This window comes from Nocardioides cynanchi, assembly GCF_008761635.1.
GTDB lineage: Bacteria > Actinomycetota > Actinomycetes > Propionibacteriales > Nocardioidaceae > Nocardioides > Nocardioides cynanchi.
Genome location: NZ_CP044344.1, coordinates 446,385 through 465,085, shown reverse-complemented (window position 1 = coordinate 465,085; position 18,701 = coordinate 446,385). Strand labels below are relative to the sequence as shown.

Annotated in this window: 21 protein-coding genes; 9 read left to right on the top strand and 12 right to left on the bottom strand. The window is 72.5% G+C overall.

What is annotated here, in order from left to right; all coding sequences use genetic code 11:
• Window positions 1-5: 5 nt before the first annotated feature.
• Both E3N83_RS02470 and E3N83_RS02465 read right to left on the bottom strand, forming a co-directional pair.
• Window positions 6-1,040, bottom strand: coding sequence for a hypothetical protein (locus E3N83_RS02470; RefSeq protein ID WP_202879304.1), 1,035 nt, complete (start codon window positions 1,038-1,040; stop codon window positions 6-8).
• 87 nt (window positions 1,041-1,127) lie between these two features.
• On the bottom strand, window positions 1,128-1,436 hold the full coding sequence (locus tag E3N83_RS02465; RefSeq protein WP_151081818.1) for a hypothetical protein: 309 nt from the start codon (window positions 1,434-1,436) through the stop codon (window positions 1,128-1,130).
• 102 nt (window positions 1,437-1,538) lie between these two features.
• Between E3N83_RS02465 and E3N83_RS02460 the strand changes: the two genes are divergently transcribed.
• Window positions 1,539-2,588: a threonine aldolase family protein gene (locus E3N83_RS02460; RefSeq protein ID WP_151081817.1), complete on the top strand. Its 1,050-nt coding sequence runs from the start codon at window positions 1,539-1,541 to the stop codon at window positions 2,586-2,588.
• Between the two features lie 14 nt (window positions 2,589-2,602).
• On the opposite strand, the gene E3N83_RS02455 is transcribed toward E3N83_RS02460, so the two are convergent.
• Entirely contained in the window at window positions 2,603-3,061 is a 459-nt protein-coding gene (locus E3N83_RS02455; protein ID WP_151081816.1) for an SRPBCC family protein, read from the bottom strand.
• A gap of 130 nt (window positions 3,062-3,191) precedes the next feature.
• On the opposite strand from E3N83_RS02455, the gene E3N83_RS02450 reads away from it, so the two are divergent.
• From E3N83_RS02450 to E3N83_RS02440, 3 genes are read left to right on the top strand one after another with little or no spacing between them, the layout of a single operon-like run.
• On the top strand, window positions 3,192-3,491 hold the full coding sequence (locus E3N83_RS02450; protein ID WP_151081815.1) for a virulence factor: 300 nt from the start codon (window positions 3,192-3,194) through the stop codon (window positions 3,489-3,491).
• Between the two features lie 35 nt (window positions 3,492-3,526).
• A complete protein-coding gene (locus tag E3N83_RS02445; protein WP_151081814.1) occupies window positions 3,527-3,952 on the top strand; it encodes a hypothetical protein in 426 nt (141 codons plus the stop codon).
• 21 nt (window positions 3,953-3,973) lie between these two features.
• Window positions 3,974-4,864 (top strand): NAD-dependent epimerase/dehydratase family protein, encoded by an 891-nt coding sequence (locus E3N83_RS02440; protein ID WP_151081813.1) that lies wholly within the window; start codon window positions 3,974-3,976, stop codon window positions 4,862-4,864.
• Window positions 4,865-4,901: 37 nt separating this feature from the next.
• Here the strand turns inward: E3N83_RS02440 and E3N83_RS02435 are convergent, their stop codons facing one another.
• The 5 genes from E3N83_RS02435 to E3N83_RS02415 form a co-directional block, all read right to left on the bottom strand.
• Complete coding sequence (locus E3N83_RS02435) at window positions 4,902-6,203, bottom strand: hemolysin family protein (protein ID WP_238343034.1); 1,302 nt, start codon at window positions 6,201-6,203, stop codon at window positions 4,902-4,904.
• Window positions 6,200-6,652, bottom strand: coding sequence for an rRNA maturation RNase YbeY (ybeY, locus tag E3N83_RS02430; RefSeq protein ID WP_151081812.1), 453 nt, complete (start codon window positions 6,650-6,652; stop codon window positions 6,200-6,202). The genes E3N83_RS02435 and ybeY overlap by 4 nt, the downstream gene beginning before the upstream one ends.
• Window positions 6,653-6,666: 14 nt before the next feature.
• Window positions 6,667-7,680, bottom strand: coding sequence for a PhoH family protein (locus E3N83_RS02425; RefSeq protein WP_151081811.1), 1,014 nt, complete (start codon window positions 7,678-7,680; stop codon window positions 6,667-6,669).
• A gap of 62 nt (window positions 7,681-7,742) precedes the next feature.
• Entirely contained in the window at window positions 7,743-8,930 is a 1,188-nt protein-coding gene (locus E3N83_RS02420; RefSeq protein ID WP_202879303.1) for a hypothetical protein, read from the bottom strand.
• Window positions 8,915-9,256 carry a histidine triad nucleotide-binding protein gene (locus tag E3N83_RS02415; protein ID WP_238343033.1) on the bottom strand — a complete coding sequence of 114 codons (342 nt, stop codon included), beginning with the start codon at window positions 9,254-9,256 and terminating at the stop codon, window positions 8,915-8,917. The genes E3N83_RS02420 and E3N83_RS02415 overlap by 16 nt, the downstream gene beginning before the upstream one ends.
• 76 nt (window positions 9,257-9,332) lie before the next feature.
• On the opposite strand from E3N83_RS02415, the gene E3N83_RS02410 reads away from it, so the two are divergent.
• Window positions 9,333-9,887, top strand: a complete 555-nt coding sequence (locus E3N83_RS02410; protein WP_238343032.1) for a SigE family RNA polymerase sigma factor — start codon at window positions 9,333-9,335, stop codon at window positions 9,885-9,887.
• Window positions 9,884-10,936 (top strand): Gmad2 immunoglobulin-like domain-containing protein, encoded by a 1,053-nt coding sequence (locus E3N83_RS02405; RefSeq protein WP_151081809.1) that lies wholly within the window; start codon window positions 9,884-9,886, stop codon window positions 10,934-10,936. The genes E3N83_RS02410 and E3N83_RS02405 overlap by 4 nt, the downstream gene beginning before the upstream one ends.
• Window positions 10,937-11,073: 137 nt before the next feature.
• Here E3N83_RS02405 and E3N83_RS02400 read toward each other — a convergent pair whose 3' ends face one another.
• The 3 genes from E3N83_RS02400 to hrcA are packed head-to-tail and all read right to left on the bottom strand — an operon-like array spanning window position 11,074 to window position 14,016.
• Complete coding sequence (locus tag E3N83_RS02400) at window positions 11,074-11,814, bottom strand: 16S rRNA (uracil(1498)-N(3))-methyltransferase (RefSeq protein ID WP_151081808.1); 741 nt, start codon at window positions 11,812-11,814, stop codon at window positions 11,074-11,076.
• 5 nt (window positions 11,815-11,819) lie between these two features.
• Window positions 11,820-12,992, bottom strand: a complete 1,173-nt coding sequence (gene dnaJ, locus E3N83_RS02395; protein ID WP_151081807.1) for a molecular chaperone DnaJ — start codon at window positions 12,990-12,992, stop codon at window positions 11,820-11,822.
• Window positions 12,993-12,996: 4 nt separating this feature from the next.
• Window positions 12,997-14,016 (bottom strand): heat-inducible transcriptional repressor HrcA, encoded by a 1,020-nt coding sequence (gene hrcA, locus E3N83_RS02390; RefSeq protein ID WP_151081806.1) that lies wholly within the window; start codon window positions 14,014-14,016, stop codon window positions 12,997-12,999.
• Window positions 14,017-14,090: 74 nt separating this feature from the next.
• Between hrcA and E3N83_RS02385 the strand changes: the two genes are divergently transcribed.
• From E3N83_RS02385 to E3N83_RS02375, 3 genes are all read left to right on the top strand, one after another.
• Window positions 14,091-14,942: an MBL fold metallo-hydrolase gene (locus tag E3N83_RS02385; protein ID WP_191907913.1), complete on the top strand. Its 852-nt coding sequence runs from the start codon at window positions 14,091-14,093 to the stop codon at window positions 14,940-14,942.
• Window positions 14,943-15,322: 380 nt separating this feature from the next.
• Window positions 15,323-16,183, top strand: a complete 861-nt coding sequence (locus tag E3N83_RS02380) for a DUF3097 domain-containing protein (protein ID WP_151081804.1) — start codon at window positions 15,323-15,325, stop codon at window positions 16,181-16,183.
• Between the two features lie 23 nt (window positions 16,184-16,206).
• Window positions 16,207-17,679, top strand: coding sequence for a hypothetical protein (locus tag E3N83_RS02375; protein WP_151081803.1), 1,473 nt, complete (start codon window positions 16,207-16,209; stop codon window positions 17,677-17,679).
• Here E3N83_RS02375 and trpD read toward each other — a convergent pair.
• Window positions 17,668-18,696, bottom strand: a complete 1,029-nt coding sequence (gene trpD / locus E3N83_RS02370; RefSeq protein WP_151081802.1) for an anthranilate phosphoribosyltransferase — start codon at window positions 18,694-18,696, stop codon at window positions 17,668-17,670. The two genes, E3N83_RS02375 and trpD, sit on opposite strands and share 12 nt — an antisense overlap.
• Between the last annotated feature and the right edge of the window lie 5 nt (window positions 18,697-18,701).

The following is an 18,701-nucleotide window of genomic DNA, read 5'->3' as shown; positions in this document are numbered from 1 at the left end:
ACACGTTAGATCGGGTTCCGGACGATGTGCGTCCGGAACTCGAGAGGCTGCTCGGGGTCGCGCAGCGACGTCGGGGACAGGAACGGCTGGAACGGCCCGTCGTACCCGCTCTCCGCGGACCGCCGGGCCAGGCCCGCCAACAGATCGGCGACCTGGACCCGCGGGTCGTCACGGGAGTCGACCGCGACCAGCCCCGCCAGCGGGGACACACCGGCCGGCGACGACTCGGCGTCGTCGCGCAGCACGCCCTGGAGGCGCCGCAGCCGGTCGGCCGTGAGGGCGCTCTGCTCGTCGTGGATCACCAGCACCTGCCGTCGGCCACGACTCCAGAACAGCACCGTCTCGGCCAGGGCCGGCAGCATCGGCTCCAGGGGCGGCGGGATGGTGCGGTCGTCCACGGAGAGCCTGCCGAGGACGCCCCGCACCTGCTCGCGGTCGAGCGCATCGAGCACTCCCTCGGCCGCCGTGCCGAGCCCGTGTGCCGCCAACGCGTCGCGGGCGTGGAAGAACCCGTCCACCGAGCCTCGGCCCGGATCGCGGCGCCGGTTGGTCCGGACCAGGTCGACGAACGCCGTGAGGAACGCCCGCCAGTCCGGACCGGCCAGGCGTCCGGCCCGGTGGAGCACGAGCGCGGCCGCTCGCTGCTCCTGGGTCAGACGGGTGCCGGCCGCATAGGACGGCTCGGCCAGGAACAGGTCGACGATCCGGGTGACCAGGAAGTACTCCTTGTCCACCAGGTGCACGTGCGCGCGGCCGTCCAGCGCCGTCAGGAACCGGGCCCGGGCACCTTCCGCGTCGTGGTCGCGGAGGAGCTGGCCCGCCTTGAACTCGTGCAGGGAGTACCGCGAGCCGGACCTCAGCGAGGCGATGATCTCGGCCGCCTCCTCGGCGCACAGGTCGACGCTCGCGTGCGTGATCATCGGGCTCGCGGCGTCCAGCAGGTTGGTGCCGGAGAAGCCCGACTCGTCGCAGGCGATCTCCACGAGGTCGCCGACCAGCCCCTCTGCCGGGGCCAGGCCGCCCTGCAACGGCAGACTCACCTGCGGCTCGATCCCATCGGCCCATGCTCGCCCGGATCGCCCGATCCGGCCACCCGATTGCCGACCGACCCGGGGGTCGGCGCCGGGTCAGGCGGTGACGAGCGAGGCGACCTGGGCGACGAGGACCACCGCGCCGAGCACCCGCCGGAACGGGCTGGAGCCCCGCACGACCTCGTCCAGCGCCCACACGATCAGGGCCCCGTGGCGTACGCCGTCGACGGCCGTCGCGTGGGCGGCGGACAGGTCGAGCCGACCCAGCACCAGCGCGGCCAGCCAGACCCAGAGGGCCGGGTTGGGCAGCTGCCACAGCGTCAGCCGCCCGTCGGACGACCGGAACCAACGGGAAGCGCGGCCCGGGCGAGCCAAGACAGGGTCGATCGTCGAGGATGAGGTCACCGCTCGACCGTACCCACGAGGTGGCCGGCTCCTTGGGCTGGTCACCGGTCGACAAGCGTGGGCGGTGCCACGCGGGCGGTCACGGACCGGCACAGTGGGGGCATGATCGAGCTACGCAGCGACAACACCGCCGGCGTCGCCCCGGAGATCCTGGCGGCCGTGCAGGCGGCCAACGCCGGCTCGGCGCTTGCCTACGGCGGTGACGACCTCACCGCTCGTCTCCAGGAGGTCGTCCGGACCGTCTTCGAGCACCCGACCGCGCGGGTCTTCCCGGTCACCAGCGGGACGGCGGCGAACGCGCTCGCCCTGTCGGCCGCCACGCCCCCGTGGGGCGCGGTGCTGTGCCACCGCTCGGCGCACATCATCACCGCCGAGGGAGGGGCGACGTCGCTGTTCGGCGGCGGTGCGGTGATGCAGGGCGTCGACGGTGCCCACGCACTGATCGAGCCAGAGCTCCTGCGCGCCGCGCTCGAGTCGGTCCGGTGGGGCGACCCCCACGAGAGCCAGCCGAGCGTGCTGTCGCTGACCCTGCCCAGCGACCTCGGCACGGCGTACCGGCCGGACCAGGTCGCCGAGCTTTCCGCGACCGCCCGGGAGTTCGGTCTGCGCACGCACGTCGACGGCGCCCGGGTCGCCAACGCCGTCGCCGCTCTCGGATGCTCGCCCGCGGACCTGACCTGGCGGGCCGGCGTCGACGTGCTCTCCCTGGGCGCGACCAAGAACGGCGCCCTCAGCGCCGAGGCGATCGTCGCGTTCGACGACCGGATCGCCGACGAGCTGGTCTACCGCACCAAGCGCGCCGGTCACGTCACCAGCAAGATGCGCTTCCAGTCGGCCCAGGTCGCGGCCTACCTCACCGACGGGCTGTGGCTCCGCCTGGCCGCCCACGCCAACATGCGGATGGCCGAGCTGGTCGCCGGGCTCCAGCCACTGGCGTCGTACGGCGTGCGGCTGCAGGAGCGGGTCGACGTCAACCTGGCCTTCGTCGAGCTTCCGGAGCGGGCGATCGAAGCCGCGCTCGAGGCCGGGCTGCTCTGCTACCGGATGAGCCCGACCAGTGTCCGTCTGGTCACCAGCTGGCAGACGACGCCCGAGGACGTCGTCGTGGCGGCAGCGGTGCTCCGCGAGGCGGTCTCGGCCGCGACGCGCTGAGCGACCGGTCCTCGCTACCCGGACTCGAGCGAGCGCTGCAACGACCTCAAGGTCCGGGTCCGTTCCCCCTTCGCCATCCAGGCCGCGACCGGCTTCATCAGCCGCATCGCGCCGTACAGGCTTCCGGCCGCGACGTGGTGCACGGTCGTGGAGGTCTCGTCGCCCTCGAACGAGTATGCGGGTCGGGCCTGCATCAGCGGCCGGCCGAACAGGCGCAGGGTCTCCCGGAACGCCAGCCGCTCCGACGGCTCGAACTCGGTCACCTCGCCCTCGAACGTGCCCATCCAGGTGGCGTCGACGTACGTCGTGCCGGCTCGGACCGGGCCGTCGGAGGTCAGCCGGCACCGCCGGAAGAGCCCGTTGCGATGCATCCAGCCGCGGTACGCCGACAGGTCGGCCAGCCGTTCGAAGGTGTCGGCGACCGACCGCCGGATCACGACCTGCGACTCGAAACGCACGATGCTCTCAGCCATGGAGTCCCCACTCCCGCCCTGCCCCGAGGCGACTGTCGCCCGGACGACCGGGCCGTCCGAGCCGACTCACTCTACTGCCGGGGCGGCCTCTGGATCCCCCTGGACGTCCCGACCGACTAGCCTCCGCTGGGTGACGGAGTATCAGGTGACCTACTGGCGTGAGCTGCCATCCCTCGTGGTGGCCCGCGACGGCGACGACGTGACCAAGAGCCAGCTGGCAGCGCGGTTCCAGGAGGCGATCGACGAGGCAGCGATGCGGCTCGGCGAGACCAGCGGCGACGACTACCTGGCGGGGTGGACTCGGGGCGACTGGGCCCCTGCCCCGGGCAGCCCTGCCGAGGTGTGTGACCGGGTGGTCGCCGAGCTCGAGGAGCAGTGGTCGGCGGAGCGGCTGGGCCACTACCTGGACGAGCTGGGCCCCCGCCCCTAGCAACCCGCCGACCCCGGCCGGTTAGGTTGGGGTCGATGAACTCATCGGACGACTACTGCGAGCTGTGCGACCTGCCGAGGTCCCAGTGTCCGCACGGTCAGCCACCGCCGCCGCCCCCGAAGCCGGTCGTCAAGGCACCGCCCAAGCCGCGCGCCCGGCCGGCGACGCCGGAGCGCCGGGTGACGCGGCGATGGACGCCCCCCGAGGCGCTGAAGCCGCTCATCCTCACGGTGCTCGAGCGGGCCGGGGGCGAGCTGGAGAACGACGAGCTCTTCCTGGAGCTGGAGATCCTGGCCGAGGACCGGCTGCTGCCGGCCGACACCGAGACGACGCCCGAGGGCGAGCTGCGCTGGCGGTACGCCGCACGGCGCGCGCGGGTGGCCCTGATCGACGAGGGCCTGATGACCAGGTCCACCCCGGGGGTCTGGCAGCTCGCCCGGCGCGGCCCGGACTCCCGCTGAGCTGCGGGGGTACGGAGGGGCATGCGCATCTTCTTCACCGGCGGTAGCGGCAAGGCCGGCCGCCACGTCGCGCCGTACCTCGCCGCGCAGGGGCACCAGGTCACCAACGCCGACCTGGTCGCGCTGGACCATCCCGCGGTGGCCGACCTGCGGGTCGACCTGACCGACGCGGGCGAGACCTGGTCGGCCCTGGCCGGGCTCGCGACGTTCGACGAGCTGGACCTGCCCGGGCAGCCGTCGTACGACGCCGTCGTGCACTTCGCGGCGGTGCCGCGGATCCTGCTCAGGTCCGACTCGGCGACGTACGCGACCAACGTCCTGAGCACCTACCACGTGCTCGAGGCCGCGACCCGGCTGGGAGTGCCCAAGATCGTGTTCGCCTCTTCCGAGACGACCTACGGCATCTGCTTCGCGCAAGGCGAGCGTCGCCCGCTCTACCTGCCGGTCGACGAGGACCACCCGACGGTCCCGGAGGACGCCTACGCGATGTCGAAGGTCGCCGGCGAGGCGACGGCGCGTTCGTTCCAGGCCCGCACCGGGACGGACGTCTACGGGCTGCGGATCAACAACGTGATCGAGCCGCACGAGTACGCCGAGCTGTTCCCCGCCTTCCTGGCCGACCCCGCGCTGCGGCGGCGCAACATCTTCGCCTACATCGACGCCCGGGACCTCGGTCAGATGGTGCAGCGCTGCCTGGAGACCGACGGGCTGGGCTACCAGGTCTTCAACGTCGCGAACGCCGACCTGTCCGTCGCCGCGACGACGACCGAGCTCCGCGAGCGCTTCTACGAGGGCGTGGAGGTACGCCGTGAGCTGGGCCGCGACGAGACGTTCTACGCCATCGACAAGGCCCGTGAGCTCCTCGGCTTCGCGCCCGAGCACTCCTGGCGCGACGTGCTGCCGCAGCCCTGAGCATCGTCGGCGTGGCGAGCAGCGCCGACCGCGGCGGTCAGCCCGTGTCGGGGTCGATCTCGGCGCCGGAGAGCCGGGTGATCAGCACGCTCTCGATCTTGTTGCGTCGGCCGGCCGCGGCCTCGGCGACGAAGCGGAGGCCGTGCGCCTCGACGTGCGAGCCGGGGATCGGGACCCGGCCGAGGTGCTTGGCCATCAGCCCGCCGACGCTGTCGACGTCCTCCTCCTCGACGTCGAAGCCGACCAGCTCGTCGAGGTCGTCGATCGGGTACCGGGAGGCGACCCGGATCGAGCCGTCGTCGAGCGTGGTCGCGTCGGCCTGCTCGGCGTCGTACTCGTCGGTGATCTCCCCGACGATCTCCTCCAGGAGGTCCTCGATGGTGACCAGGCCGGCGGTGCCGCCGTACTCGTCGACGACGACCGCGATGTGCTGCCGGGTCGCCTGCATCTCGGAGAGGAGGGCGTCGACCTGCTTGGACTCGGGCACGTAGAGCGCCGGTCTCATCACCTCGTCGACGCGCTGGGTGAACTCCACGTCGGGCGCCTCGAAGTCACGGCGTACGACGTCCTTGAGGTAGGCGAATCCGACGATGTCGTCGAGGTTCTCGTCGATCACCGGCACCCGCGAGAAGCCGCTGCGCAGGAAGAGGGACAGGGTCTGGCGGAGGTTCTTGTAGCGCTCGATGTAGACCACGTCGCCACGCGGCACCATCACCTCGCGGGCGATCGTGTCGCCGAACTCGAAGACCGAGTGGATCATCGCCCGCTCGCCCGACTCGATCACCGCCGACGCCTCTGCCAGGTCGACCAGCTCGCGGAGCTCGGTCTCGGTGGAGAACGGGCCGCTGCGGAAGCCGCGCCCCGGGGTGATCGCGTTGCCGACCAGGATCAGCAGCTGCGGGATCGGTCCGAGCACGGAGTTGGCGGCGGTCAGCAGCCCGGCGGCGTACGGCGCGATCCGGTCGGCGTGCTGACGGCCCACCGTGCGGGGCGCGACACCGATCACCACGAACGAGACCACCAGCATCGCGCCGACGGCGGTCAGGATCGTCGGCCAGCGGGCGCCGCCGTACCACTGCCGGATCTCGAGGGTCACGATCACGACCGCGCTGGTCTCGCAGAGCAGGCGCAGCAGCAGCGCGGTGTTGAGGTAGCGCGCCCGGTCGTCGAGCAGGTGGGTCAGCCGGCGCGCGCCGGCCACGCCCTCACCGACCAGCTCCTCGGCACGAGCGCGGGAGTACGACGCCAGAGCGGCGTCGGCGGCCGAGAAGACCCCGGCGGCGACGATCAGGGCGGCTGCGGTCAGCAGCCCCGCTGGGCCCGCGATCGGGCCGCTCACCGATCGGCTCGCCAGGCGGCGAGCAGCTCGTCCTGCAGGCCGAACATCTCGGCGTGCTCCTCGGGCTCGGCGTGGTCGTAGCCGAGCAGGTGCAGGATGCCGTGCACGGTCAGCAGCTCGATCTCGGCCTCGGTGCCGTGCCCGGCCGCCTCACCCTGCCGCTCGGCGACCGACGGGCAGAGCACGAGGTCGCCCAGCACGCCCTCCTCGGGCTCGTCGTTGACCAGCCCCGGCCGCAGCTCGTCCATCGGGAAGGCGAGCACGTCGGTGGGGCCCTCCTTCTCCATCCACTGCTCGTTGAGCGAGGCGATGGTCTGCTCGTCGACGGCCTTGATGCACAGCTCGGCCAGCGGGTGCACCCGCATCCGGTCCATCACGAAGCGGCTCAGTGCGGCCAGCCGGTTGACGTCCAGGTCGTAACCGGACTCGTCGAGGACCTCGATGCTCATCGGGTTCGGGTCCGTCACCGGGCGTCGTCGCCGGTGGACCGTCCCGGGAGCGGCCCGTTGGCGTCGAACTCCTCGTAGGCCGCCACGATCTGGCCGACCAGCTTGTGGCGGACCACGTCGTGGGCGGTCAGGCGCTGGAACGACACGTCGTCGATCTCGCCGAGGATCCCCTCGACCACCCGCAGACCGGACTTCGTGCCGCCGGGTAGGTCGACCTGGGTGACATCGCCGGTGACCACGATCTTGGAGCCGAAGCCGAGCCGGGTCAGGAACATCTTCATCTGCTCCGGCGAGGTGTTCTGCGCCTCGTCGAGGATGATGAACGAGTCGTTGAGCGACCGGCCGCGCATGAACGCCAACGGCGCCACCTCGATGGTCCCGGCCGCGAGCAGCTTGGGGATCGAGTCGGGGTCCACCATGTCGTGCAGCGCGTCGTACAGCGGCCGCAGGTAGGGGTCGATCTTCTCGCTGAGGGTGCCCGGCAGGAAGCCGAGCCGCTCGCCGGCCTCGACGGCCGGACGGGTCAGGATGATCCGGTTGACCTGCTTGGCCTGGAGCGCCTGCACCGCCTTGGCCATGGCCAGGTAGGTCTTGCCGGTGCCGGCCGGGCCGATCCCGAAGGTGATCGTGTGCTTGTCGATGGAGTCGACGTAGCGCTTCTGGTTCAGCGTCTTGGGCCGGATCGACCGCCCGCGGTTGGACAGGATGTTCAGCGACAGGACCTCGGCAGGCCGCTCGCTGGTCTCGGTCCGGAGCATCGCGAGCACGCGTTCGACGGTCTCGGTGCTGATCCCCTGTCCGGTGCGGATCAGGGTCACCAGCTCGTCCAGCAGCCGCTCGGCCAGCGCGACCTCGCCGTGGTCGCCGGTGAGGGTGACCCGGTTGCCGCGCACGTGGACGGTCAGGTCGAAGGAGCGCTCGATCAGCGAGAGGTGGTCGTCGCCGGGCCCGAGGAGGCTGACCATGTCGATGCTGCCGGGCACGACGACGGTGTGCCGTGTGCCCTGTGCGGGTTGAGTCTCTGTCATCAGACGACCATGCTACGGGCGGGCGGGTACGACGTACCAACCGATTGACCAGCGGCCCACCCTCAGGGGTGCGTGACGATCAGGATCCCGAGGCACATCTCGTCCATGGTGCCCTCACCCCAGACCACGTAGCGGTCGGGCTGGCCGGCAAAGGCCGGCAGCTGGTCGCGCAGCCACTGGACGTGCCTGCAGGTGACCTTGACGGTGTCGCCGACGGCGAGGGGCACCGGCTTGATCGGCTTGGAGCCCTGGTTGTCGAAGTTCCAGACCGGGATGTCGAGCACGTCCTCGGCGCGCGGCGTGCCCGGGTTGACGGTCACCTTGATCGAGCGGCCGAGCAGGTGCATGTGCCCGGCCACGGCACGGATCGTCGTCGGCTGGGTGATCGTGCGGGTGCAGGAGGTGACCTGCGCGGGCTTCGGGGTGCCACCGCAGACCAGGTAGAGCAGGTTGTTGGTGTTGCCGACCGGCCCGAAGCGGTGGGTCACGTCGGCGATCGCCAGATCGCGGTTGCACAACGGGCTGTCGGAGTGGGCGGGCCGACAGGGGAGCTCGACCGGCGCCGGCAGCAGCATCGTCTCGAGGGGGGTCAGATGGGCGCCGGCAGGTGCCAGCCGCAGAAGGGTCGCGGACCGGTCGGGGCCGGGGCCGCCGAGCAGGTTGTAGTGGACCTGCATCACGATCTGGGTGCCCTTGGCGAGGGGTACGCCGTACCCCGGCGCGTCGACCGACTCCTTGGCGCCGGGAGCCCAGGCACCCAGCCACGGCGCGTTGTCGAGGATCGACCCCCCGGGCAGACCGCTGTCGCCGAAGCAGGTCCAGCCCTCGCCGGGGTCGGCGGCGTCGAGCCGGTGGGCGGCCGGCACCTGGGCCGGGTCGGCGCGGTAGAGGATCACGTGGTGCACGACGCTGCGGTTGTCGGGGCGCACGAAGGTGCCGGTCAGGTAGGTGTCGCGGGTCAGGTGCGGGTCGAGCAGGAAGCAGCGGTACTCGTCGGTGCCGCCACCGGGGGGTGCGTGCGGCGTGAACGCCTTCGGGATGTGCAGCGCCAGCCGGGTCTCCCCCGGGCGCAGGGGCTTCGGCTTGACCGCCGCCACCGGGTCGGCCAGGACCGGCTGGCTCGGGGCGGACGACGCCGGAGGGCTCGGGGACGGCGCGGGAGCCGCCGTCGGCGCCGTGCTGCCGCAGGAGGTCACCAGGAGCAGACAGGTGGCGCCGAGCGCGGCGCGCAGGCTCAGCCTGGTGGCCACGTCAGGACCCGTCCGGCGAGCACGTGCAGGTGGGTGTGGAACACGCTCTGCCCCGCCTCCGCGCCGGTGTTGAAGACGAGGCGGTAGCTCTCGTGCCCCGACTCGGCGGCCACGTCCCGCGCCACCTTGACCAGCTCGGCCAGCCGGTCGGGATGGTGGTCGGCCAGCTCGGCGGCGTCGACGGCGTGCTCACGGGGCACGACGAGCACGTGCAACGGCGCCTGCGGCGACAGGTCGCGGAACGCCACGACCGTGGCGGTCTCGTGCACCACGTCGGCGGGGATCCGGCCGGCGACGATCTCGCAGAACACGCAGTCGTCGGCCATACCGGCCATGCTGTCACGAAAAGTCGGGACCCACGCGGGTAAACCCCGGGGGTGGGCACCGCGTGCTACTAGCGTGATGGCACATGCGGAGGCCCGGCTGATGCCCCCGGCCCGGGTGGGTTGGAGCGCCGACGAGGCGCTGGAGCAGCTGTACGCCGCGCACTGGCGTCAGCTGGTGCGTCTCGCCGTCCTGCTGCTGCGCGACCAGGGAGCCGCCGAGGAGATCGTGCAGGACTCCTTCGTGGCCGTGCACGACCGCTGGGGTCGCCTGCGCGACCCCGACAAGGCGCTGGCCTACCTGCGGCAGAGCGTGGTCAACCGCTCGCGCTCGCACCTGCGGCATCTGTCCGTCGTACGCCGGCACGTGGAGCGCGAGGGCGCCCTGCCGGCCGCCTCCGGTGCCGACGAGCCGGCGTACGACGCGGCCCGGCGCGCGAGCGTCCTCGACGCGCTGCGCCGGCTGCCCACACGGCAGCGCGAGGTGCTGGCCCTGCGCTACTACCTGGACCTGTCCGAGACCGAGATCGCCGAGGCCCTCGGCATCAGCCGCGGCGCGGTCAAGAGCCACGCCTCCCGGGGCGCCGCCGCGCTCCGGACCGATCTCGGCACCACACTCGAGGAGAACCGATGACCGACGACGACCAGCTGCGGCATCTCCTCTCCGACGCCGTGTCCGACATCGAGCCCCAGGACCGGATCGCCCAGATCCGGGACTCCGTCCGCTCCGACCCGAAGGTGGTCCCCATGTCTCGTCCCCGCTCCTGGATCGCCGTTGCCGGAGTGGCCGCCGCGGTGGCCGTGATCGGCGGCGTCGCCTTCGCTGCCGGTGCCCTCTCGGGCAACAACGCCGACGACCCCGGGCTGGGCGGCCCCGGTCCGAACCACCACTCCAGTACGTCGGTGACTCCCCCGACCTCGTCGACGCCGTCCACGCCGACCACCTCGGGCTCCACACCGGCCGGGACCAAGGCGTACGCCGTCTACTACCTCGGGGACGACCCGACCGGCAAGCCGGTGCTGTTCCGCGAGTTCCACAGCGGGGCCATCGCCTCGAGTGATGCCGACCTCGCCGTCGCCGACCTCTCCGCGCTGCCGCTCGACCCCGACTACCGCACCCCCTGGCACGCCGGTGACCTCAGCAGCGCCACGGTGGGCTCCGGGGTGATCGACGTGGCCCTGGGCAGCGCCGCCGTCCACGACCGGCCGGCGGGGATGACCGCCGCCGACGCGAGGGCCGCGATCCAGCAGGTGATCTACACCGTGCAGGCGGCCTTCCAGAAGCGTCTTCCCGTGCAGTTCACCCTCGACGGCAACCCGATCGACCAGGTCCTGGGCGTGCCGACCGCCGAGCCGCTCAGCCAGGGCAACCCCGTGAAGGTGTGCTCGCTGGTCAACATCTCCTCCCCCAACGACGGCCTCCAGGTGTCGGGGCAGCTGACCGTGACCGGCGTGAACAACGCCTTCGAGGGCACGTCGGTCATCTACCTGGAGCGCAACGGAAAGAAGTACCTCACCACCCCGGTGATCGGCGGCTTCGGCCCGGACCAGCTCTACCCCTGGAAGACCACGCTCGACCTGACCAAGGTCACACCCGGCGAGTACACCCTCGTCGCCCAGAACGACGACCCGTCCGGACAGGGGAACCCCGCCCAGGACACCCGCACGCTCGAGGTCAAGTAGCCCGAGCGGTGACCCAGGACCGGTTTCGGGCCACCGAACCAGTCCTCACCCACCGCCGGGCGTGGGTCAGCCAGGGGCGGTGAGCCAGGACCGGTTTCGGACCACCGAACCAGTCCTCACCCACCGCCGGGCGCGGGTCAGGCCCAGCGGTCGGTCCGCGAGAGCAGCGCGGCGCAGGCTGCCACGCCGGCGGTGGAGGTGCGCAGCACCTCGGCACCGAGCCGCACCGAGAGCGCGCCGGCGGCGCTGAACGCCGCCACCTCCTCGTCGGTGAGCCCACCTTCGGGGCCGACCACCACGACGAGGGAGCCGGTCGTCGGCAGGTCGAGCGCGGGGAGCGAACCGGTCGCCTGCTCGTGGAGTACGACGGCCAGGTCGGCCGCCGCGAGGACGTCCAGCACCTCGGCGGTGCCGGCGAGGGAGCGCACCTCGGGGAACCACGCCCGCCGGGACTGCTTGGCGGCCTCGCGCGCGGTGCTCCGCCAGCGCGCCAGCGACTTCTCCGCCCGCTCCCCCTTCCAGACCGCCACGGAGCGGCTCGCCGCCCACGGCACGATCGTCGAGACCCCGACCTCGGTCAGCACCTCGACCGCGAGCTCGCCGCGGTCGCCCTTGGGCAAGCCCTGGACCACCGTCAGCGATGGCTCGGGTGCCCGGACGGCCGTCACGTCCGTCACCTCGACGATGAGCTCGCGCTTGCCGGTCGCGACCACGGTGCCGCTGACCAGGTGGCCCGCACCGTCGGTCAGGAGGACGCCCTCACCTGCCCGGAGCCGGCGTACGGCCACCGCGTGATGTGCCTCGTCGCCCTCGACCCGGACCGTGCCACCGGGCCGGACGCCGTCCAGCGACGCGACCCAGTGCACCGGTAAGGACATCGCGGTCAGTGTTCCTTGAAGGCGTCGCGGATCCGGCCGAAGACCGAAGGCCGACCGCCGGGCGAGAGGTTGCCGTCGGGCTTCTCCTCGCCGCGGATCGCGGCCAGCTCGCGGAGCAGCTCCTCCTGACGGCCGTCCAGCCGGGTCGGCGTGTCCACGACCACCGTGACCACGAGATCGCCCCGGCCGCCGCGCAGGCCCGGGACCCCGCGGCCGCGCAGCGTGTGCTCGCTGCCGGACTGGGTGCCGGCCCGGATCTCCAGCGGAAAGGTGGTCTCGACGCCCGAGCCGGCGCCGGACTCGGTGTCGGCCTCGAGCGTCGGCAGGGTCAGCGTGGTGCCGAGCGCCGCGGCGGTCATCGGGACGCTCACCTCGCAGCGCAGGGTGGTGCCCTCGCGGGTGAACACCGGGTGCTGCGCGACGACCACCTCGACGTAGAGGTCGCCGGGAGGGCCACCGCCGGCACCGACCTCGCCCTGCCCGGCGAGCTGCACGCGGGTGCCGTTGTCGACACCCGCCGGGATCTTCACGGTCAGCGAACGGCGGGCCCGGACCCGGCCCTCGCCGGAGCACTCCCGGCAGGGGTCGGGGATCAGCGTGCCGAAGCCGCGGCAGGCCGAGCACGGTCGTAACGTGCGGATCTCGCCCAGGAACGACCGCTGGACGTGGGCCACCTCGCCGGAGCCACGGCAGGTCTCGCAGGGGATCGGGTGGGTGCCCGGCGCCGTGCCCTCGCCCTGGCACGTCGTACAGACCACCGCGGTGTCCACCTTGAGCTCACGCGACACCCCGAACGCGGCCTCGGCCAGCGTGACCTCCATCCGGATCAGCGCGTCCTGGCCGCGGTGGACCCGCGGGCGCGGGCCGCGGCCCTGACCGCCGACCCCGCCCTGGCCGCCGAAGAAGGCGTCCATGATGTCGGTGAAGGAGAAGCCTGCGCCGAAGCCGCCGGCCCCGGCGAAGGCGTCGCCGCCCCGGTCGTAGACGGCCCGCTTCTGCGGGTCGCTGAGGATCTCGTAGGCGCGCGAGATCTCCTTGAACTTCTCCTGCGTCGCCGGGTCGGGGTTGACGTCGGGATGCAGCTGCCGGGCCAGCCGGCGGTAGGCCTTCTTGATGGTGTCCGGGTCGGCGTCGCGGGCGACGTCGAGCAGGGCGTACAGGTCTGGATCGGGAGTCATGTTCTCAGGCTTCGTCGAGGATGCGGGAGACGTAACGGGCGACCGCCCGGACCGACGCCATCGTTCCGGGGTAGTCCATGCGGGTGGGGCCGACCACGCCGAGGTTGCCCACGGCCTCCTCGCCCGGCCCGTAGCCGGTGGCGACGACGCTCGTGGTCGCGAACTCCTGGTAAGGACCCTCGTGGCCGATCCGCACGGTCACCGCGCCACCGGTCCGGGCCTCGCCCAGGAGCTTGAGCAGGACGACGTGCTCCTCGAGGGCCTCGAGGAGCGGGCGGACGGAGACCTCGAAGCTGTCGCCGAAGCGGGCCAGGTTGGCGGTGCCACCGACGGCGACCCGTTCCGAGGAGCGGTGGTCCGACATGGCGTCGAGCAGCGCGTCGACGACCAGGCCCTGCGCCACCGCTTCGTCACCGGGCGGGGGGACCAGGTCCCCCAGAGCCGTGGTGGCGTCGGCGATGATCCGGCCGGTGACCACGGCGGCGACCCGGCCGCGGATGTCGGCGACCGTGTCGTCGTCCAGCGGCCGGTCGAGCTCCACGAGGCGCTGCTCCACGCGCCCGCTGCTCAGGATCGCCACCACCAGCACCCGGGTCTGGCTCAGCGAGACCAGGTCGATGTGGCGCACCGTCGAGCGGGAGAGCGTGGGGTACTGCACGAGCGCGACCTGATGGGTGAGCTGGGCGAGGAGCCGCACCGAACGGCGTACGACGTCGTCCACGTCGACCGCACCGTCCAGGATCGTGGCGATCGCACGCTTCTCGGCCGCACTCATCGGCTTGATCGTGGTCAGGCGGTCGACGAAGAGGCGGTACCCCTTGTCGGTGGGCACCCGGCCGGCGCTCGTGTGGGGCTGGGTGATCAGCCCCTCCTCCTCGAGCGCGGCCATGTCGTTGCGGACCGTCGCCGGGGAGACGCCGAGCCCGTGCCGCTCCACGAGTGCCTTGGAGCCGACGGGCTCCTGGGTGGCGACGTAGTCCTCGACGATCGCGCGGAGCACCGCCAGCCGTCGTTCGTCCTGCATCGTCACCTCCGCGGCCATCAGACCCGGGCTGGCACTCACCACCCGGGAGTGCCAAGACTACTAGGATCGCGGTCGTGCCGGACTTCCAGGAGGTCGCCCATCGGGTCTGGGTGGCGCGCTACGAGTGGGCGGACGCCAACGTCACCGCGATCGGCAGCGACCGCGGCCTCGTCGTCGTCGACACCCACGGGTCGACCGCAGCGGGTCGGGCCGTGCTCCACGACCTACGCAGGCTGGGGGCCGGACCCGTGACGGCCGTCGTGAACACCCACTGGCACTGGGACCACAGCTTCGGGAACGCGGCCTTCCGCGAGGAGACGCCCGACGTGCCGATCCACGCCCACGAGGACGCCGCCGCGTTGCTCGCCGACAAGGGCGCCTCCATGCAGTCGCGCTTCGCCGAGTCCGACGACCCGCATCGCGACGACGTGGTCGCCACCGAGCTGGTGATCCCCGACCACACGTTCTCCTCGACCCGGGTGCTCGACCTGGGCGACCGGAGCGTCGAGCTGGTGTTCCCCGGACGAGGCCACACCTCGGGCGACCTCGTGGTCCGGGTCCCCGACGTCGACGTGATGCTGGCCGGCGACCTGGTCGAGGAGTCGGCCAAACCCTGGATCGGCCTGGACTCCTACGTCTTCGACTGGCCCGGCTCGCTCGACCTGGTGGTGGCGATGACCACGGCGACCACCGTGGTCGTGCCCGGGCACGGCGTACCCGTCGACCGCGAGTTCGTCGACACCCAGCGCGACGAGCTCGTCGCCATCGCCGAGACGGTGCGGATGCTGGCCGGCAGCGGCGTCCCCGCGGACCGGGCGGTGGCGGAGGGCGAGTGGCCCTGGGAGCGCGACGAGCGGATCGCCAACGCGGTGACCCGTGGCTACGCGGAGCTGCCGCCCAGCGGCCGCTCCCTGCCCCTGGCCTGACCCGCCATCACACCCATGGGGGTGGTGACAGCCCCCTCACTGCCCGTTAGAAACGATCGGGTGAGCCAAGGTTCGTCCGACCAGCCGACGTCGTCATCCGCGGAGGGTGACGTCGTCAGCATCCCGGACGAGCAGCTTCCCGAGGACCTACAGCCGACGGAAGACAACCCTTTGGCCCAGCCGGCTGACGAGGACGTCCCTGACGATCTCGTCACGCAGGGCTTCGGGCCCGCGGGTTCGGGGGGCACCTCGGGGGACGCCTCGGAATCGGGGAACGGCGACGTCTCGGACACGTCGTCGTCGGAGGCGTCCTCCGAGCGGTCCGACTGACCCGGCGCGTCCGGATCTGCTCGGGCCGACCGGCCGCCTACCGTGGCGCGGTGAGCAACGACCGCTACGGGAACGACGTCCTCGGCACCGACTGGCGCGCCCCCGCTCGCGGTCGCGCGGTGCCGGCGGAGGCCACGGTGGGACTCGTGGTCGAGGAGGTCATCACCGGCTGGTGCGGCGAGATCGTGTCGGTCGACCGCGACCTCGGCGTGCTCACGCTGGCCGACCGCCGCGAACGCCGCAAGACCTTCCCGCTCGGCCCCGGCTTCCTCCTGGAGGGCCGCCCCGTCGTCCTGACCGCGCCGGTGACCCTACCTGCCCCCGTCGGACAGTCGCCCGGGCCGCGTCGGACCGCTTCGGGATCGGTCGCGGTGACCGGGCAGCGGGCCCGGGTGGCACGCGAGAGCCGGATCTTCGTCGAGGGCCGGCACGACGCCGAGCTGGTCGAGAAGGTGTGGGGCGACGACCTGCGGGTCGAGGGCGTCGTCGTGGAGTTCCTCGGGGGTGTCGACGACCTCGCCGACCACCTGCGGGAGTTCCGCCCCGGACCCGGGCGCCGGATCGGGGTGCTGGTCGACCATCTCGTCCGCGGCTCGAAGGAGAGCCGGATCGCCGACTCGATCCGCCGCTCGCCGGCCGGCCGCGACGTGCTCATCGTGGGGCACCCCTTCGTCGACGTCTGGGCCGCGGTCAAGCCGGCCCGGCTCGGTCTCGAGGCCTGGCCGCAGGTGCCGCGCTCCGAGGAGTGGAAGAAGGGCGTCTGCCAGCGCCTTGGCTGGCCGCACCGCGACCAGGCGGACATCGCCCGGGCCTGGCAGCACATCCTGTCGCGGGTGACGTCGTACGCCGACTGCGAGCCGGCCCTGCTCGGGCGGGTCGAGGAGCTGATCGACTTCGTCACGGAGCCGTGACCGGCTGCACCTAGGCTCCACTCATGCCAGCCCTGCCCGCGACGAGCCCTGGCCTGCGCGGCCGGGCCCGGGCGGCCGCGCCGACGGTCGGCTCCGTGCTGGTCCTCCTCATCGTGCTGGTCTCACTGGTGGTCAACTGCGCACAGCCGCTGACCAACACCGACACCTACTTCCACCTCCGCTTCGGCCAGGAGTTCCTCGACGGCTGGTCGCTGCGCCATCCGGGCAGCGTGAGCACCTTCGCCACCCGCCCGTGGGTGCCCACGCAGTGGCTGCCCGAGATCGTGATGGCACGCACCGAGCAGTGGTTCGGCCTGCCCGGGCTGGCGTGGCTGTCCGGGTTGATGGAGATCGCCCTCTTCGTGACCCTGTACGTCGCCGCACGTCGCCGGGCGAACCCGTTCGTCGCCGTCTCCCTGACCGGGCTGGCGCTCTTCGGCATGCAGACCGGCCTGTCGATGCGGCCGCAGGTGCTCAGCTACCTGCTGGTCGTCGTGGTCACCGCGGCCTGGCTCCGGACCTGTCACGACGGGCGCCCGCGGTGGTGGCTGGTGGCGGTCACCTGGCTCTGGGGGATGCTGCACGGGATGTGGCCGGTCGCCCTGGTGATCGGCGTCGTCGCCGTCGCCGGCCTGGCCCTCGACCGCGCGCCGCGACCTCTGGTGCTCAAGGCGCTGGCGGTCCCGCTCGCCTCGGCGGTCGCCGCCGCCCTGACCCCGGTCGGCCCGGCGCTCTACACCGCTGTGCTCGCGGTCGGCTCACGATCCTCGTTCTTCGAGGAGTGGGACCCGCCCGACTTCACGACCAGCTCCACGCTGACCGTCGGGCTGCTCCTGGCATCGACCGCGGCCGCGATGTGGAAGCGGTCGCACAACTCCTGGACCGAGATCCTCCTCGTCGTGCTGGCGGGCGGCTTCGCGGTCTACTCGCTGCGGACCGTCCCGGTCGCGGCCGCGATGGTCGTGCCCCTCGCAGCCGGGCCGGTGCAGGACCTGCTGGCACGTCGTACGCCGGCCGGGAGGGGTGAGCGGCTCACGGTGGCCGCAGCCTCGCTGCTCGCCCTGGCCGTGCTGGCGGTCGTCGTCCCCCACACCGCCGACGACCTGCCCGCCGAGCCACGCTGGCTCGACCCGGCGCTGAGCGGGCTGCCCGCGGGCACCAAGGTGCTCGACGACTGGAGCTGGGGTGGCTACTACATGTGGCGATACCCGCAGCTCGACCTGCTGATGCACGGGTACGGCGACACGTTCACCACCGCCGAGCTCACCCGCAACAACGGCCTGCTCGTCCTCGACCCCGGCTGGGACCAGTCCCTGCGCGGGACCGGCGCCCGGGTCGCGGTGATCCGCACCTACTCGCGGCTGGCCTATGCCCTCACCGACCAGGAGCACTGGCGGGTGGTGCACAGCTCGCCCACCGTGGTGATGCTGCGCGCGCCGCGCACGTGGGTGACCACGGAGAGCCCGGTGGCGCCGGGCTTCTCCTCAGCCGGCTGAGGCGGCGACCCAGCGGTCGAGCAGCGCCGCCGCGGCGCCGGAGTCGACCGCAGCCGTGGCCCGCTGGAAGGCCTCGGGCAGGGCCTCCTCCACCGACAGCGCCGGGTGGTCGTAGACGGCCAGCGCGGCCGCGGCGTTGAGCAGGACGGCGTCGCGGACCGGCCCCGACTCCCCGGCCATGGTGCGTCGTACGACGTCGGCGTTGTGGTGGACGTCGCCACCGCGCAGGTCCTCCGGACGGGCCGGCGCGATGCCGAGCGCCGCCGGGTCGACCACCGACGGCGTCACGATGCCGTCGTGCACGAGCCAGGCCCGGGACGTGGTGGTCGTGGTCAGCTCGTCGAGGCCGTCGTCCCCACGGAACACCCAGGCGTCGACGCCCCGGCGCGCCAGCACACCGGCCATCACCGGCGCCATCCGCGCGTCGGCGCAGCCGATGGCCTGCGCGGCCGGCTTCACCGGGTTGGCCAGCGGCCCGAGGATGTTGAACGTCGTGGCGATGCCCAGCTCGCGCCGGGGTACGGCGGCGTGGCGCAGGGCCGGGTGGAACGCCGCCGCGAAGCAGAACGTGATGCCGACCTCCTCTGCCATCCGGGCGACGCGGTCGGGAGGCAGGTCGAGCCGGATGCCGAGGGCCTCGAGCACGTCGGCCGAGCCGGCCTGGCTGGAGGCCGACCGGTTGCCGTGCTTGACCACGCGGGCCCCCGCACCCGCGGCCACGATCGCGGCCATCGTGGAGATGTTCACGCTCATCGAGCGGTCGCCACCGGAGCCCACGACGTCCAGTGCCCGGCCGGGGATCGCGATAGGCGTCGCCACGTCGTACATCGCGTCGAGGAAGCCGGTGACCTCGTCGATGGTCTCGCCCTTGGCGCGCAGGGAGACCGCCAGCCCGGCGATCTGGGCCGGCGTCGCGGCGCCGGCGAGGACCTCCCCCATCGCCCAAGCGGTCTGGTCGGTGGAGAGGTCACGACCCTGCACGAGTGCGCCGAGGACCTCCGGCCAGGTGGGGCTCATCGTGG